This is a genomic window from Coprococcus sp. TF11-13, assembly GCF_003481085.1.
GTDB lineage: Bacteria > Bacillota > Clostridia > Lachnospirales > Lachnospiraceae > Coprococcus > Coprococcus aceti.
This window is the reverse complement of record NZ_QUKK01000001.1, coordinates 655421-672280: the sequence shown is the minus strand read 5'-3', so window position 1 is coordinate 672280 and position 16860 is coordinate 655421. Positions and strand designations below refer to the sequence as shown.

Below are 16860 nucleotides of genomic sequence, written 5' to 3'. Positions count from 1 at the left end.
ATGCTTTATTCTGCATTACACCTGTGGTGTTATATAACAAAATAAAGTGCATGAAAAACCGATTCATGCACTTTGCTTTACATACATTTATCTACAAATTATCAGTCCAGATCAAGCCAATATGCTATATGTTCAGCAAGATCATCCTCGTCCATCTCAGGATGTTCTGCTATGTAATCTTTTATCTCATATATTTGCTGTTCTTTGATTCCCAGTATTTTAGCAGCAATCTCGGCATCTTTTACATCTAGCTTCTTTACCTGATCAATCAGATGCATATATTTGCCCAACAGCTTATTTTCGTTATCTCTCATCAACAATGTCATAAATTCGCGCCTCCATTTCTTATTGCTTTTAACATTATTAACCTCTTCATCAAGCAATTTTGTTAGAGTGCTTGATGGTTTATCTCCACCAATATAGTGGAGAAGCTCTTTTACTTCATCGCTCACATCATCCATAGTGCCTTTTGTATTAAGTATAATTTTTACAGTTTCATCATTAAGCTTAAGTGCAGGTTCCTGAATGCACGTATTCTCAAAAGTATAGATATGACGACCCATGCCAAATTCATCATAATCACATATAAATATTACATAACTCTTCTTTAACTTGTTATAATCTTCGCCCTTGTCGATGATATTGATATCTATTATACCTTGATAATATCTCATCCTTTTAGGAAGATTTTTCTTATTTGTTGTCTGCATCTCAATGTTGTATATTGTGTCGAATTCATCTTCAATATACACATCAAGTCGAACACTTTTTGAGCCTACGCCTTTGCTTATCGTCTTTTCAAGCTCTGGATATTTTATCTCCCGTATTTTTATGTTTAAAATGCATTCCAGCAGTGCTTTACACAATTTCGGATTCTGCATTACAGCGCCAAAAATAAAATTGTCCGTTATAGTCTTATCTTTAAATATCGTCATTTTATATGTCCTCCTGTATGTGCCTCTCCAAGCGCAATGTCAGTCCTTCATATAAAAATCTTGTTTAGATTATAACTTTTATTTAATCATACTACAACCGCATATCATCTAAAAGTTCTATAAAATCAACTCCCCAATATAATATATAGATACCACAAAAAGAGGTAAATATATGTGTTCCATCGCAGGATTCTATAACTCCAACAGGGATTTCAATACCGAACATGAACGATACTCATACATATTGAACGACATGAATAATGCGCTTGCTCACAGAGGTCCGGATGCACAGAATACAGTGCTGTCATTCCACTGCGGGCTTGCCCACACCAGACTGTCCATACGTGACGTGGCAAGAGGCGAACAACCCATGAAAAAGACAATCGGAGAAAATGATATATACATAGTGTACAACGGCGAGATCTACAACACAAAGGAGCTGAAATCGGAGCTACTCGCCCTTGGATATACATTTGACACAACATCTGATACAGAGGTTATACTCAACTGCTTTCTACATTATGGCCCGGACTTTGTACATAGATTGAACGGTATATTTGCATTTGCAATATATGATGAGCATATCCAGACAATATATCTGTACAGAGACCACTTCGGTGTCAAGCCACTGTATTACTCAGTGACAGACGACAGGACTCTTGTATTTGCATCGGAGATAAAAGGGATACTATGCTATCCGGGCATACGACCTGTCATAGATGCAAATGGACTGTGTGAAGTGTTTGGAATTGGTCCGTCCAAAACTCCCGGCTGCGGTGTGTTCAAGAACATAGACGAAGTGAAACCGGGACATTTTATGAAGTTCTCAGCATATGGAACGAGTGACTTCACATACTACCGCATCACAAGCACACCACACACGGACAGCTACGAAGACACAGTGAAAAAAGTTCGATATCTTGTTAAGGACAGTATAGAAAAACAGATTGTATCAGATGTACCTATTTGCACTTTTCTCTCAGGCGGCATCGACTCATCAATCGTCAGCAGTGTGTGTGCGGCAAAGCTTAAGGAGCAGGGAAAGCAGCTTCACACATTCTCATTTGACTTCAAGGACAACTCCATATATTTCAAGTCAAACGCATTTCAGCCAGAGCAGGATCGACCATATGTAGATATGATGGTAGCCCACATAGGTTCAGACCACACATACCTCACCTGCAATTACAGTGATCTTGCAGACTATCTGTATACTTCCGTGGAATCAAGGGATATGCCGACCATGGCGGATGTGGATTCATCACTTCTGTACTTCTGTTCATTGGTGGCAAAGGAATACAAAGTTGTATTGACCGGAGAATGTGCAGATGAGATATTCGGAGGCTACCCTTGGTTTTACAGGGATGAACTGCTGTCTTCAGACACATTTCCATGGATGAAGGATCTGTCGCCAAGGCTCTCCGTACTGTCGCCGGACCTCAGAGATAGTCTTGATATACCGGGATATGTGTCATCACTGTACAATTCTCTCCTGTCCGAGATCAATCTTCTTCCGGGGGAATCCGATACAGAAAAACGGCGCAGGCAGATATCTTATCTGAATATCAGGATGTTCATGCAGACATTGCTTGACCGAATGGACAGAACAAGCATGGCAAGCGGACTTGAGGCGAGAGTTCCATTTGCAGATCCACGAATACTAGATTATGTGTTCAACGTTCCATGGGAGTACAAATATTCCGAAGGCTGTGAGAAAAAGCTTCTGAGAGAAGCCATGAAGGATTATGTTCCGCACGAGATCATGTACAGAAAGAAAAGCCCATATCCAAAGTCATATGACCCTCATTATGAACAGGAGCTTGCAAAGAGGCTTCTCTGCGTGCTAAACGATCCGGAAAGTCCTCTTCTGCCTCTCATCGACAGAGAATATGTGAAAAGCTTCATAAATGCGCCAAAGGATTACGGCAGACCTTGGTTCGGTCAGCTCATGGCAGGCCCTCAGATGATGGCATATCTTCTCCAGATTGATTACTGGCTGAGAAAATATGCCATTGTCCTTGACATATAAAAAGACTTCCAGCCTTCTGTATACATGTGGCGTATCGAAAATGGCGAATACGCTGCATGTACAAGAGGTCTGAAAGCCTTTTTTTTGCAGGCAATTTATATATTTGTTATTTATAGATTGCTTTCGCAGAAGGACTGCCATTCTTTATCAGTTTCTTGTATACTGTGACTTTATTTCTAGGTACTGCAAATGTAATTTTGCTGTATGTTCCACTGAAGGATTTCGATCCAACGCTCTTAAGTTTAGCTGACTTTATCGTCATCTTCTTAAGGTTTTTGCATGATAAAAATGCGTTTGCCCCTATGCTTGTCACATTGTTACCTATAGTGACATTCTTTAGAGCCGTATATCTGCTGAATGCATTTGCGCTTACAGATGTTATCTTAAACCTTACATCTCCTACAACGACAGTATCTGCGATGGTCAGTGATGCAAATTTCTTATCTGACCTTGAGTACGTTGTTCCGGCAATTGCAACTGTGCCAGTGCCGTCTGCCTTTGCTCCGATTATTGTGTACCTGAACTTTCCAACTGTATATGTCTTTCCCTTGGCAGCCTTTACTATGGCAAATGTCTTTGTTATTTTACCAGAATATGCATTCTTACCACATATTGTCACACTTGCCTTGCCCACCGCTTTGTTCTTGCTGTAGGTGACAGTGTAATCCTTGTTCAGTCTGAGCGTATTTGTGCCAGCCTTGACAACAAGAGACTTCTGGGTATGTACCTTTCCATTGTAGATCTTGTTCTCTATTCCGGAAACAGTGATCTTGCTTGTCTTTTTGCTTATATCAGTTGTTGCAAGTTTGGCAATACTTCCGGTTTTAGTTGCTTTGCACACGGTACATGTGAATGTCTTCACACCTGTCGCCGTGTATGTAGGTTTCTTTGTCACCCTGCCGGAATTCCACTTATGTCCAAGTTCCTTTACATATACACCTGTGCTCATGACATCGCCGCAGATTGAACACTCTGTATGTCCAGTTCCTGCCTTTGTGCAGGTTGGTGCCTTCTCTCCTTTTAGTGTATACTTTACAGTCTTGCCCTCTGAACATGCCGCTCTGTAGATGGTTATCTTCAGCTCTGTGCTGTCATAATTTTCCTTGTCATCGCCAACGTATACAGCGGTTGCCTCCACTGATCCGCCTGCCTTTATCACAGTCGATGTATCAGCATCAAGCCATGTCCAGTCTCCCGGAAGTGCAATACTTCCAACGGTCTTATGTGTATTATCTACACTTAACAGCAGATTCGGCATTGTAGCCTTGCTCACATTTACCGTGATCTCAATTTCTGCTGTGTTGTAATTCACACTGTCAGCCGGCGTAAATACAACGGTATACAGCGTATTGTCACTGTCAGATACAAACGGCTTTATGGAATCATCCTTCCATGCAAATGTTCCCGGTATCTCAACCTGATCAATACCATCAAAGGACACTCTTCCTCCAGATATAACAGCTTTTGCAAGATTGTCACCGTATGTTATTCCGCTTGCCGCTGGTAATTCAACTACTTCTACATCGGCCTTTGAGACATTCAACTGAATAGTTCCCCTGACTGAATTGTAATGTTTCTGGTCATCTGGGATAAATATGACATCATAGTCTGTAACGTCCACCGATGGTACTACAGAATCATCAGCCCAGCTCCATGTTCCGGTTATGTTTTCTCCTGAAACTCCGATTACGACTCCGCCCGAAATACTTGCTTCATTTAAGGTTTTGTGTGGATCGTAGCTTATAGGATCTGCCACCGGAAGTTCACTTATAACCGGATCAGCTTTAACTATATCGAATTCAGCCTTGCAGTTTATATCGTAATTTCCTCCCATGACGTCCGTGATGGTTATTGCCGCTGTTCCAACTTCTGTATTGTCACTGTAAGATACTTCATATTCGCTTGAAGGAATGACTGTATCACCATCCATAAGGGCAAACTCAGGCTCTACCTTCTGTCCTGTGTATGTGTACTCAGACTTAAGTCCGTCAAATGTTGGACTGCTGATCTTCTTTGGCTCAATGGTAAATGTCACGTTCTTTGTTCCTGAGTAAGCACCGATTCCTGTTACAATCGCAGTCGCTGTGCCGGCGTTGATATTGTCGAAATACGTTACATTATAATCTGAGCCTTCTTTTAGCTGTACAGAAAACATATTGTCCCAATTATAATATACCTTTACAGATGGTTTTAACTCACTTCCGGAGTAGATGATGTTTTTATTTTCATCTAACTCTGCATATACTTTATCGTTCAGCAATGCTCCAATTCTAAGCTTATTATCTTCTATACTTGTTGACAGATCAATTATAGAATCATCTGATGATGCGTTGAACCAATCTGACTTTAACGCAATGCCATCACCTGCTACAGCATATGCAGCACCTTGTTGTACACCTATTCCATCCAGAACAATCGGAATAACATTATGAGGCTCTGCATTTATAATTATTTTTTCTCCGTATATTCCATACAAATATATTCCGTCATTGATTTTTATATCACTGTTGTTAAAGTATAATTTTATTGTTTCATCAGCTAGAATTATCTTGTTTATATCTCCACCATTTAGTATCAATTGACCCATAGTATGTATCGTTCCCGAAATTTTTACATTACCAATTGTTACTGTTGAATCTTTTTTTATATCTAAATGACCTTTTACGTATCCTCCCGTCTTGGAAGCAATTATCGTTATTTTTCCGTTATTTACATTAATATCATCTATCTTATGTCCATTTATGTCTATAGTAAAATCAGAATCAGGATTGTTTATATCAAGAGCTGTATTCGTATCTTCCATAACGGTAACAACACTACCCGGCATTTTTTCGGCATAACCTATTGCTTCCGGCAGTGAAACACAGGATAAAGTCTCATCACCTTTTGTGACTGTCGCCGCAAGTTTCTCACCACAGTATCTGCATATGCCATCCTCGAAGTTATGTTTGCCAAATACATCCTTTTTCTCATTGCTGTATGACACCGAGGCAACGTCAGATGAAGCGTTACAGCCTATATAAGTTATGCTCTTATATACCTTCGGGCCATGTAATACAGGATAGGTGTCTGTTCCGATGATCTGTCCCCAGATTTCTTCTGACTGACCGTTCTGCAGGAGATATGCAACCTCGCCGTTCCTATATTGTTCTGTTGTTTTACCTTCTACATTTTCGTATTTTCCGGTAATATCACCATATGCATACTTGTCTCCGATCGAATCCCCAGCATAAACGGTACTGTCATAATAGCAGTTTTTGATATCCCCTTTGCCATCAATATCTTCTCCACATATACCTCCAATCTTACCACCACTTCCAGAAACCGCACCCATACTGTTGCAGTATGATATTGCGCTAAAATTAGCCCCGCAGATACCGCCTATATATGTTCCTGATCCACGGATATCGCCAGAATTACTGCAGTTTGTGATATTGCTGGCATAACCGCCAGAACCACTATTTCCACATATCCCGGCAACTCTATAAACGCCGCTCACATTACCTGTGTTATAACAACGTGTGATCGGGCTTGTACTATCACCGCATATACCGCCTACATAAGTATCACCATTAACCACACCTGTATTATCACAGTCAGAAATCGTTCCTCTGTAAGTACTTCCGCATATACCACCAATCCCCAAATGAGAATTACCGGTTGTCCCATTGATGGTGCCTGCATTATGGCAGTTTACGACCGTTCCAAGGTGGCTCTTTCCGCATATACCTCCAACATCGGTAGCGCCACTGAAATATGAATCTAAAATACTTACATTGTAAATCTTGCCATCTTCAATACAGCCGAACAAACCTATAGACCGATCATCATCCTTTTTTAAATATAAGCCGCTGATCGTGTGGTTTTGCCCGTCAAATGTGCCACTGTATGGAGCAGCAAATGGCACATGGTTTTTTCCGTAATAAAATGTTCCGATAGGTATCCAGTCTCTATACGTTCCTTCATTTAGTGTGCCATCTGATTTCAGAACATTTTCATTTACAACAATATCATCTGTAAGAACTACATTTATTTTTCCGTATGTATCATTGTTATTGAGCACTTTATCGCTAAACCAATACAGTTCACCTGTATTTCCAATCTCATACACCTTGTCCTTACTATCATCATTGTCGATATCATACTTGTCCGTAGTGAGTACTGCCGGCTGATACGCGTCGCAATCTGTACAAAATCCCTGCGAATTATAATTGTGTGATTTCGTTTCTTTAGTCACATATCCGATCGGACAGTCTTTGCATGCTACTCCTTTTGTATGTTCTTTGTCATCTTGCCAAATATATGTAATATTACCGTTTGTATTATGTTTGTGTTCAGCTCCATCTATCAGAATTGTGGCTCCATCTTCAACAATAAGCTTGTCCAGATTTGTGATGCTCGCACTACTCTCAAATTCTATGCTTTCTCCACTTGCAATCGTTAAATCTTCTTTTAAAGCGGCTTTACCATATACATATGTTTTCGTTACATCATCACCGGTATCAATGTCGTTCCATTGCTTTGTGATGACAGAGTTGCTGAAGTCACAATCACTTAATACAGGTTCTTGACAGGCTAAAGCACGGCTAACCACGATCTGGCTTCCTGATACATTAATTTGTTGATTTGATCTAATTACCTCACCTTCGTATCGTTCTGTTGTTGCTTTCGCTTCAACATAACTGTCTACTATATTAATTTTATCACCACTAATTACGTTTGAATGATCCTCCTCATTTGCTACCACATGGCTATTTTCAATCGTTAAGCTGCCGCTACATTCAATTTGGGAAGTCTCCAGCGTTGCTCCTATAATTTTTATATTATTATTATTTGAGCCTAAGTCATCTGCACTGATTTTTCCACAACTTAGACTTTCATTCTGATTGTTACCATTTATTTCTAATGTAGGCACAATTCCGCTTTCTGTTAAAATACTTTGAATCACCATATCTGATCTCATAGTATTTGTTCCGGATAACATAATCGAAAGATCACCGTTCTGAATCGTAATGTTTCCAGAAATAGACGCATTTTCCAGTACAAGCTGATTCCTCGTGATGTCATAGTACCAATTAGTTCCCTGATATATCGTGTCATCATTACCAGAAACTTCATCATCTTGAAATTCCCCATTATCAATAAGACGTGTTGAGCCCATCAATAAATATTCGGGTATTTTTTCCGTTGTAGTCTCCTCTGCCTTAGCAGTCATCACTCCCCAGTCACTTACACCCATCACCGGCGCAGGCGACGTAAACACCGCGGCAGCAAGCGCAATTATAATTCCCTTCTTAAATATTAATCCCTTTCTCATATCATTCCTCCGCTTCTATTTAACCCTGTTACTTTATCCCTTTTGTTGCATAATCAAGTATCATTTCCTTGATCATTATAAGCTCGTCCGTGTAGTCCTTGTTGTCGTCCGATCCCCATATGAAGCCCTCCGCATAATGAGCGCAGGCCGTCATCATGGAGTGGACGGTGACACGCATGAATTCTGCTTCCGGTATGTCTGTCCGGATAGTTTTGTCCACCTTCGCTTTCTCGTACATCATGTGAAGTCTTGTATCCACCGAATACAGTGAGCTGTGAAAATCTACAAGCTGATCATTGTTCTTGCCCTCATGGGTTACATAGTAGTTGAAGTTATCGTTGTACTTCAGCAACGCCTTGTGGTTCTGATACATGTCTATGTAACTGTCCATGGTGAATATCAGTCTGTCTATGGCTGGTATGTCATGTACAGACGATATAGGTCTTCTCGCGTCCAGGCCATCCAGGTATCTCTTCCACTGATCAGCGCATACCGCTATGACCAGCTCAAGCTTACTTGGATAGTACCTGAACAATGTAGCCCTTCCCACATCGGCAGCCCTTGCGATATCTCCCATACTCACCGCCTCTATCTTCTTGTCTACGAACAGCTCAAATGCAACATCAAGGATCTTTCTATCGCGCTCATCCATTTCCTCTTTTAGTTTTTCCGGATCTCTCATATATTACTTTACACTCCAAAATTACATTATGATACTCCCTGTCTCACAATAAATATTTTACAGGACTATCTTATGTCAGTCAACAAAAATCCCAGAAGTCACATTTCGAATCACATTTCGATAGTAAGTAACTTCTGGGATTTCGTATTATATTAAATTTTTATCAATCTGACAAAATCAGCATTCTTTCCTCAATCAAATGATTGAAGTCTGATTTCATTTTTTCAGGTATATAAGATTCGTCACAAATCTTTTTCATTTTGTCCTTATTTTTAACTACCAAACTTATCATCTTCTCCGCTGATATCCGACTTAAACCACATACATCAGCAAATATAAGGAAATCTTTTCTTCTCACATTTCTCTTTTTCCCATTCATCGGTATCGCCAATTGCTCTGTATCCTCAGGCATGATAACATTTACCGGCAGCAGATCATAGGCTGGTGAGAGAACATAATCTCCGCTTCCCACCTCTGTTTCAATAAGCGAAAAATTCTTCAAATGCATATCGGAATTGCCAGTCACGAAAGAAAATACAATTCTCATATAGAATTCTGCCATATCCAGACCTACACGACTTGAATATTTTTCTATGATTTTTGCGCATCGCTCGTATGAACCTTTATATTTGTCCTGTGTAAGACGATAGTCCAACTGACAGAAATCTTCCATTGCAAGCATTTCAACAGTTGTTTTCTCGAATATCCTATCCACTCTTTTAGTAATATATGCCATCTGCCCATTTCCTTTGATCAACGCATGCGGCACCGTTGAAATTCCTATCATATCAGCCATAGACATCACAAGCTGCTCCGCTTCAGGCATCGCTTTAAACTGATCAACCTGAGGTTTAAGTATATATCCTGTTGGGTAGTTTACCAATGTAAGTCTTGGATTACCTGGTTCAGAAAGCAGGTGTAACGACAGTTTCTTCTGCACACCCGGGACCGTATAACCCTTGTTTATACTTTCCTCTGCAAGAACTTTTAGTTTCTGATCATCTATATCTATATCTGGCAGCTTAGTCGTCGTAAAAAATCTCTTCACACAAGCTTTATGCCAACCTGTTCCGTCGTCATTTTTCAAAGTTTTTCCACAGCACAAACAATTCATACGCGATCCTCCATGACACTTACATTGCCTATCGCATCGCGGCATGCAACAAGCAGCAATCCAAACCTGTCCCTTACATCTATTTTCCAGTTTCTGCTGACAACATCAAGCAGCCAGCCCTCGGGGATTAGTCCATCAAAAAAAGAAAATAAAGTCTTGGATCGATACATGTCCTTCGACAATGGCATGGTAAGTGATACAGCACTGGCATTTTCTCTCTCAAGATATTCTTCATCGTAAGAAAATGTATATCCCTCGTCGGTCTCACATAAAATTCCCGCAAATTCATTTCTTATATATACATAAGCCGTTCTAAAAGTATTATCCACCATCAATCATCCTTTCTCCCTGGAACCGCCTCCATGCCGAACATTGCAAGAGCTTCATTGACCTTGTCCATACGCACAGTTTCTTTCCCCTGTTCAAGTTCACGGACAAATCTGAGTCCAAGGCCTGATCTTATTGCAAATTCTTCCTGTGTAAGACCCGCTTCTTTTCTGTTAGTCTTTATAAATTCAGCTATCTTATTCATCGTTATTACCTCTTATACGTGATTCTTCTTATACGCTATTCTCCTTATATATTACACCCGATAAGGTATAATTTCAATCAAATATAATATTTTTTATACCATAACGGGTATAAAAAATATTATACAAAGCAAAACTACACCCGATGGGGTATAATAGCCGCAATAAGCAACAAACTTATACCCTATCGGGTGCAGTAAAACTACTTTATGAGAACCGGCTGTATCTGCCTTCCCTCAAGAGCCTCCTCTATGGTGGCTGGGATGAGATCAAGTCTGCTTATGAGTGAATTGGGTTTTTTCACACAGTTATCCTGTTCAAATGGAACAAAATAAATATTTTTCATATTCATGAGCTGGCCGATGTTCTTGAAGTTCATACCCATGGCATCATTTGTCGAAACAGATATGATGAGTGGCTTATTGTTCCTCAGATGTGCCTTTGCAGCCATGAGAACCGCGGTGTCAGTTATGCCATTTGTCAGCTTGGCGATGGTGTTTCCGGTACAAGGTGCTATGACCAGCGCATCAAGATAGGCCTTGGGACCTATAGGCTCAGCCTCCTGTATAGTGTAAATACCCTTTCGCCCTGCTATCGTCTCAACGTCATTTACGAATTTGTCAGCTTTTCCAAATCTTGTGTCGTACTCTGCGGAGTGAGGCGAGAATATCGGATACACATTTATTCCCATCTCAACCATTTTCTTTATTTCTATCTTAATCTTATCAAAGGTACAAAATGAACCGGTTATAGCCATACCTACATTGCACTTTGATAAATCCATGTTATATACACTCCTATTTATTAAGCGTCAGTTCATACAAATCCATTTCAGCGGTGAGCCGACACTGCCTCTACCACTGCATCGGCAAGAATCATCCCCGAGGTCTTTGGAGACAGCTTACCCGGGATTCCCAGGCTGTGTTTATAAGGAATATCATGTTCCTTGCAATAATCAAAATCCACCCCTCCCGGCATAGATGCTATATCTATTACAACCGCATGTCTGCTGAGCAGAGACAGGATATCTTCACATACAACTCTCGCAGGTACTGTATTGAAGCAAAAATCCACTTCTGACAGTATATGCCTATATATCGGAATATCCTCAAATGACATAACCTTGTAGCCTATGAGCGCCGCATCACTCCTCTGCTTTGGACGTCTTGCCATAACTATTACATCTGCTCCCCAGGATGCAAGCCTTTCGGCAAGAACCCTGGCACATTTGCCAAATCCCGTCACCAGACATACGCTTCCGTCTATATTAATATCAGACAGCTCCTCCGCATCGCAGACTGCCCCCTCCGCGGTTGCAACTGCATTTCTCTCGGCCACAACATCATCTGCAAGAAAATCAAATACATAAGGACTATTTTCGTTTGTATCAGACATATATTTGCCTATCCCGCCTCCAAACACAATGTCAAATTCCTTGCTGCATTCCAGAATGCTGTTCACGGTGAGAAGGGTTCTGCCGTTGACAAATTCACCATCCCTCGTAACAGGCACAGGAAGAATGATAGCTTTCAGCATTTCTACAGATGGAGACGCACATTCGCCCTCTATCAGTCTGCGAAAGCCCACTCCTGAAGCCCCCGAAATAATGGTGACCGGCGAATGTCTCAGCAGATCGGCATCATATGGATCGAAATGAAACACATTACTGCCTTTCTCCGCCAGACTGAGAGACATATAGCAGCTTCTCCTGTCACCGCCTACCACGTAGTATACACAATCCATATCCATACCTCAGTGCACCGCCCTTATATTATTGATAATTTAGGATATGCCTGTGCCAGGCAAATGTTACATTGCAGCACGATATAAAACTTTTATTATCTCATCCTTAAATGTCACATCTGCTATCTCCTCGGACACAATAACATTCTCAACATCTATAAGTTCATCGTCCAGGTACACTTCAAGCGAACCGGCCACAGCGCCTTTATGCACAGGTGCCTTTAATGTATCCGCGACTTTGTATACATACTGTATACTACCTTCAGATGCTGTCACAGTCCTGTTCAGCCTGCATTTTGTCGCTGTGCTTCCATCTGCCGACGAGCCCGATGAATATGTTATCCTGATGTCAGGCGAAGCAGGCGCCTTAAGCTCCGTGTATATGGTGTGTTCCTGCGCAAATGCCACAAGTGCCCTGGAATCTTTCCATTTATAAGTCTTATTATTCGGCCATCCGCAGCCAAGGAGAGCCCATATATATGTATGTCCCTCAACCTCCGCAGCTCCTATATAGCAATATCCAGCATCGCAGGTAAAGCCGGTCTTTCCTGACAATGCGCATGGCATCATATCGAGAAATGCATTGTGATTAATGCATGCAAATGTTCTATTTCCGGTATTATCAGTGAATGTGTATGATTTTGTTCGGGTAATCTTCAGAAATTCATCCTTTTGGGGTGAAATAAGAATACAATACCTCATGATCCTGACAAGATCCTCCGCAGAGGTGCCATGGACGCCATTTTCGTCCTGGGCATCCAGACCATTTGGCGTGATAAAATATGTAGAATGGCAGCCTATCTCCTCAGCCTTTGCGTTCATCATCTCCGCAAAGTGCTGTACACTGCCACCGATATGTTCCGCTATGACTACAGCGGCGTCGTTGTAGCTCTCGAGCATCATGGCGTACAACATGTCTTCAAGTGTGTACCTCTCGCCGTCACGAACCCCAAGTCTGACCTCAGGCATCTTGGATGCATAGGATGAAGCTGTCACATCATCCGCCAGATTCCCGCACTCGATTGCAAGTATACATGTAAGTATCTTGGTCGTGCTGGCGTTGGGTCTGTGCTCATCACTACATTTGTCATATAGTATATCTCCAGTCTCCCCATCCAGCAGAATCGCATTTCTGGCAAATAGCTGTACATCCGCTGTATTGTCTTCTTCAGCATACGCTTTTATAAATATATTGTTACCAACGAGAAACTGTATTACCAGACTTGCTGCAGTCCAGGCTGCAACAAGCAACATAAACCGCCTTATGCGTGATCTTTTTCCTGTAGAAAACATATGCATATACCGTCATATCCTCATAATATTGGTCATGATATTATATTACAGGAACATGTCTGTTATTCTTCGGATGTCGTATCTACACTGAGCGTGAAATCTGCTTCCTCCAGCGCTTCTTTCTTGAAGTCCTCTATCTTATCAGGGCTTATCATCGGAAGATCATTTGTCGATGACACTCCAAAGCATCTGAGAAATTCCTCTGTTGTTCCAAACATGATAGGTCGTCCAGGAGCATCAAGTCTTCCAACCTCTTGCACGAGATTGTACTCTATGAGCTTGTTTATGGCATGTACACATGAAACTCCTCTTATAGCCTCGATCTCGGGCCTTGTTATCGGCTGTTTGTATGCAATTATAGACAAAGTCTCAAGAACAACATCCGTGAGGGAAAGCTTCTTCGGTGTATTGACAACCTTGGCGAGAATTCCATAGTATTCGTTGCGCGTACAGAGCTGAAGCGAACCGTCAAGATCTATGATCCTGATACCCCTGTCGCTGTTGTTGTAATTATATATGATACCCTCAAGCTGCTTTGTAAGCTTCCTCTTGTCCATCTCAAGAGCTGAGGCAAGTCTGTCGATCGATACAGACTCACCCACTGAGAAAAGTATAGCCTCGATGGCGGATGTGAGATAATCGTCACTGTACTCCTTGTCCGTCCTGGCCTCCTCATTCTCTTCTGAAGGGGTATTTACTTCATCTATTTCCTCATTCTGTAAATCTTCGTTATTCATCGTTACCTCATCTCTATATAGTATCCAGAGAATCAATGATTATCTCTCCGAATATATCTTCCTGTCTGATCGCTATTGCGCCTATCTTCATAAGCTCAAGTATGGCAAGGAATGTGACTATGATATTCATCTTTGATGCCTGCATCTCAAGCAGTGTCCTGAAGTTTATGCCCTCCAGTCCTCTGACTTCTTCTCTTACCTCCGCCATCTTCTCCTCAAGGGAAATCTCCTCCCTCTCGATCTCTTTGAATTTGCTTCGTATCGGATCTACCTTGTCGACCTGCTTACGCATAACCGATTTGAATATCTCATTGAGCTTCTGGAGATCCACATCAGCCTTGGAGATCAACTCATAAGGATCGACCTCCTGCTTGACATTCTTCACCTCAGCCGGTATGGTCGCCTTCTTGAAAAATGCCTTGTTTCCCTCAATCTCCAGATCCTTCAGTTCACCGGCAGCATACTTGTACATCTTGTACTCAAGCAGTCGTCTGACGAGCTCTTCTCTAGGATCCTCTTCATCCTCAGGATCCTCCTCATCCTTCGGCAGGAGCATCTTGGACTTGATCTTGATCAGAGTCGCCGCCATGACCAGAAATTCGCTCATGACGTCAAGATCTTCTTCCTCCATGTTGTTCACATATTCCAGATACTGCTCTGTGATAGTGACGATCGGAATATCGTATATATTGACTTTGTTTTTCTCTATCAAATGCAAAAGAAGATCCAGTGGGCCCTCAAATACATTAAGCTTTACATCTATCGCAGACATATGTACGTCTCCATCCTGAATTGATAACCACCATAATGTTCCATGCCCGGACAATCAAATGTCTAAGGCATCCACCAGAACACCTTAGACATTTTAACATAGCCTGCCATAAATATGCAATCTTATATTATTATGCACACCATTCCGCCATTTCCGTCATTTACGATCTTCTCCATGGTATTCTGAAGCTTCTGCTGACTCTCCGCACCTATCTTGCTGACCTTGTTGTTAAGTCCATCGTCAACGAGTTGTTCTATGGTCTTGCCAAATATATTAACTCCCCACATATCTCCATCATCGCTGTTGTCAGATATGTATGTGACAAGATCATCCGCCTGCTCCTTGCTTCCCACAAGAGGCATGATCTCGGTGGTGATATTCGCCTTGATCATATGTACCGATGGCGCGCTTGCCGATATCTTCACTCCAAATTTTCCTCCGGTCTTTATAACCTCAGGACTTCCGAGCTGGACATTCGACTTATCCGGCATAACGAGGCCATAACCTCCATTGTTCACCTGCTCAAGCGCTCCCATGACACTCACACAATACTTACGATTATCTGCCATGGATTTGAGCTCAGTGATAAAATCGTACTCGTTTGTTATATCTGCGCCCATCATATCTGACAGCATTGCGTAATAATAATTATCGTAGATATCGACGTCTATATTCACACATCCATCCGCCATATTTATGCTGGAACACTTATACCTCTTGACATATTCATTCTCAGGGTAGTCCATATGATCGATATCCCTCAGGCTGTCTGCAGCCGCCATTATCTGGGCTGCATCACATATAACGCTGCTCTTGATCTCATTGTCATCATCGACAACCTCAAGCCATTTCGGTATCTCAAAATATATAGATGTGACAGGGAAGCTCATAAGAAGTTCTGTAAAAATATATGTAATATCCGATTCTCTGAGCTGCTCCACGTTTACCGGAATAACACTTGCACCATATGTATCGCTCATTTCTGCCGAGAGCGCGGCCGTCTGACTGCTGGATGGTTTGTCAGTGTTGAGAAGAATGACAAATGGCTTCCCAATGGTCTTCAGCTCATCAACAGTCTTCTGCTCAGCTTCAAGATAGCTCTCCCTCGGAAGCTCACCAAAGCTGCCATCCGTGGTCACAACAATCCCAACAGTTGAATGGTTATTTATAACCTTGTTTGTGCCTATCTCCGCCGCCTTGGAAAACGGAATGTCATAGTCAAACCACGGCGTTCTCACCATTCTCTCCTTGCCATCCTCAAACTGACCCTCGGCATCCTTGACGACATATCCCACGCAATCGATCATCTTTACCTTCATATCCAGATTGTCAGCAACATTGATTGATACAGCTTCCTTTGGTATAAATTTTGGCTCAGTCGTCATTATGGTCTTTCCTGATGCCGACTGCGGCAGTTCATCCTGTGCAAGCTGCCTGTCATTTTCCCCTGAAATGTTAGGAATAACCATCTGGTTCATAAATCTTTTTATAAATGTGGATTTTCCTGTTCTCACCGGACCGACTACGCCGATGTATATTTCTCCGTTTGTTCTCGCCTTGATATCCTGATATACCTGATACTCCTCCATACATCCTCCTGACATGCTATTTATTTACATAATTATATTACTGTAAACACAATAGATCTACGGTCATTTTCTATATATAGCATATGAATGTAACTGCTGTTTTATGAACAAAAAAATCC

At 41.6% G+C, this 16860-nt stretch carries 13 protein-coding genes; 1 reads left to right on the top strand and 12 read right to left on the bottom strand.

The genetic code is table 11. The features are described 5' to 3' along the window. Positions 1–101: 101 nt before the first annotated feature. Positions 102–935 (bottom strand): Rpn family recombination-promoting nuclease/putative transposase, encoded by an 834-nt coding sequence (locus DXD11_RS02900; protein ID WP_118757741.1) that lies wholly within the window; start codon positions 933–935, stop codon positions 102–104. Between the two features lie 172 nt (positions 936–1107). Here DXD11_RS02900 and asnB point away from each other — a divergent pair, with 172 nt between their 5' ends. Then, positions 1108–2964, top strand: a complete 1857-nt coding sequence (gene asnB, locus DXD11_RS02895; RefSeq protein ID WP_118757740.1) for an asparagine synthase (glutamine-hydrolyzing) — start codon at positions 1108–1110, stop codon at positions 2962–2964. 106 nt (positions 2965–3070) lie between these two features. Here asnB and DXD11_RS02890 read toward each other — a convergent pair whose 3' ends face one another. The 11 genes from DXD11_RS02890 to spoIVA all read right to left on the bottom strand — a co-directional run bounded on the left by DXD11_RS02890 (position 3071) and on the right by spoIVA (position 16741). Beyond that, on the bottom strand, positions 3071–8281 hold the full coding sequence (locus DXD11_RS02890; RefSeq protein ID WP_118757739.1) for a leucine-rich repeat protein: 5211 nt from the start codon (positions 8279–8281) through the stop codon (positions 3071–3073). A 28-nt stretch (positions 8282–8309) separates the two neighbouring features. Beyond that, positions 8310–8963 carry a TetR/AcrR family transcriptional regulator gene (locus DXD11_RS02885; RefSeq protein ID WP_118757738.1) on the bottom strand — a complete coding sequence of 218 codons (654 nt, stop codon included), beginning with the start codon at positions 8961–8963 and terminating at the stop codon, positions 8310–8312. Positions 8964–9126: 163 nt separating this feature from the next. Then, on the bottom strand, positions 9127–10077 hold the full coding sequence (locus DXD11_RS02880) for a HipA domain-containing protein (RefSeq protein ID WP_118016545.1): 951 nt from the start codon (positions 10075–10077) through the stop codon (positions 9127–9129). Further along, positions 10074–10409, bottom strand: a complete 336-nt coding sequence (locus DXD11_RS02875; RefSeq protein WP_082418041.1) for a HipA N-terminal domain-containing protein — start codon at positions 10407–10409, stop codon at positions 10074–10076. The genes DXD11_RS02880 and DXD11_RS02875 overlap by 4 nt, the downstream gene beginning before the upstream one ends. Further along, positions 10409–10609: a type II toxin-antitoxin system Y4mF family antitoxin gene (locus tag DXD11_RS02870; RefSeq protein ID WP_015534972.1), complete on the bottom strand. Its 201-nt coding sequence runs from the start codon at positions 10607–10609 to the stop codon at positions 10409–10411. The genes DXD11_RS02875 and DXD11_RS02870 overlap by 1 nt, the downstream gene beginning before the upstream one ends. Before the next feature lie 200 nt (positions 10610–10809). Then, positions 10810–11391 carry a dipicolinate synthase subunit B gene (locus DXD11_RS02865; RefSeq protein WP_118757737.1) on the bottom strand — a complete coding sequence of 194 codons (582 nt, stop codon included), beginning with the start codon at positions 11389–11391 and terminating at the stop codon, positions 10810–10812. Between the two features lie 47 nt (positions 11392–11438). Next, entirely contained in the window at positions 11439–12356 is a 918-nt protein-coding gene (locus DXD11_RS02860) for a dipicolinate synthase subunit DpsA (protein ID WP_117548930.1), read from the bottom strand. A gap of 60 nt (positions 12357–12416) precedes the next feature. After that, positions 12417–13604: a D-alanyl-D-alanine carboxypeptidase family protein gene (locus tag DXD11_RS02855; RefSeq protein WP_118757736.1), complete on the bottom strand. Its 1188-nt coding sequence runs from the start codon at positions 13602–13604 to the stop codon at positions 12417–12419. Between the two features lie 101 nt (positions 13605–13705). Further along, positions 13706–14380 (bottom strand): SMC-Scp complex subunit ScpB, encoded by a 675-nt coding sequence (gene scpB, locus DXD11_RS02850; RefSeq protein ID WP_015534975.1) that lies wholly within the window; start codon positions 14378–14380, stop codon positions 13706–13708. A 13-nt stretch (positions 14381–14393) separates the two neighbouring features. Continuing rightward, entirely contained in the window at positions 14394–15152 is a 759-nt protein-coding gene (locus tag DXD11_RS02845; RefSeq protein ID WP_022216424.1) for a segregation and condensation protein A, read from the bottom strand. A gap of 122 nt (positions 15153–15274) precedes the next feature. Continuing rightward, positions 15275–16741, bottom strand: coding sequence for a stage IV sporulation protein A (gene spoIVA, locus DXD11_RS02840; protein ID WP_117874207.1), 1467 nt, complete (start codon positions 16739–16741; stop codon positions 15275–15277). Positions 16742–16860: the final 119 nt, after the last annotated feature.

Coding starts and splice junctions, on each gene's coding strand:
- DXD11_RS02900 (WP_118757741.1), bottom strand. CDS start 935: ATGACGATATTTAAAGATAAGACTATAACGGACAATTTTATTTTTGGC.
- asnB (WP_118757740.1), top strand. CDS start 1,108: ATGTGTTCCATCGCAGGATTCTATAACTCCAACAGGGATTTCAATACC.
- DXD11_RS02890 (WP_118757739.1), bottom strand. CDS start 8,281: ATGAGAAAGGGATTAATATTTAAGAAGGGAATTATAATTGCGCTTGCT.
- DXD11_RS02885 (WP_118757738.1), bottom strand. CDS start 8,963: ATGAGAGATCCGGAAAAACTAAAAGAGGAAATGGATGAGCGCGATAGA.
- DXD11_RS02880 (WP_118016545.1), bottom strand. CDS start 10,077: ATGAATTGTTTGTGCTGTGGAAAAACTTTGAAAAATGACGACGGAACA.
- DXD11_RS02875 (WP_082418041.1), bottom strand. CDS start 10,409: ATGGTGGATAATACTTTTAGAACGGCTTATGTATATATAAGAAATGAA.
- DXD11_RS02870 (WP_015534972.1), bottom strand. CDS start 10,609: ATGAATAAGATAGCTGAATTTATAAAGACTAACAGAAAAGAAGCGGGT.
- DXD11_RS02865 (WP_118757737.1), bottom strand. CDS start 11,391: ATGGATTTATCAAAGTGCAATGTAGGTATGGCTATAACCGGTTCATTT.
- DXD11_RS02860 (WP_117548930.1), bottom strand. CDS start 12,356: ATGGATATGGATTGTGTATACTACGTGGTAGGCGGTGACAGGAGAAGC.
- DXD11_RS02855 (WP_118757736.1), bottom strand. CDS start 13,604: ATGTTGCTTGTTGCAGCCTGGACTGCAGCAAGTCTGGTAATACAGTTT.
- scpB (WP_015534975.1), bottom strand. CDS start 14,380: ATGAATAACGAAGATTTACAGAATGAGGAAATAGATGAAGTAAATACC.
- DXD11_RS02845 (WP_022216424.1), bottom strand. CDS start 15,152: ATGTCTGCGATAGATGTAAAGCTTAATGTATTTGAGGGCCCACTGGAT.
- spoIVA (WP_117874207.1), bottom strand. CDS start 16,741: ATGGAGGAGTATCAGGTATATCAGGATATCAAGGCGAGAACAAACGGA.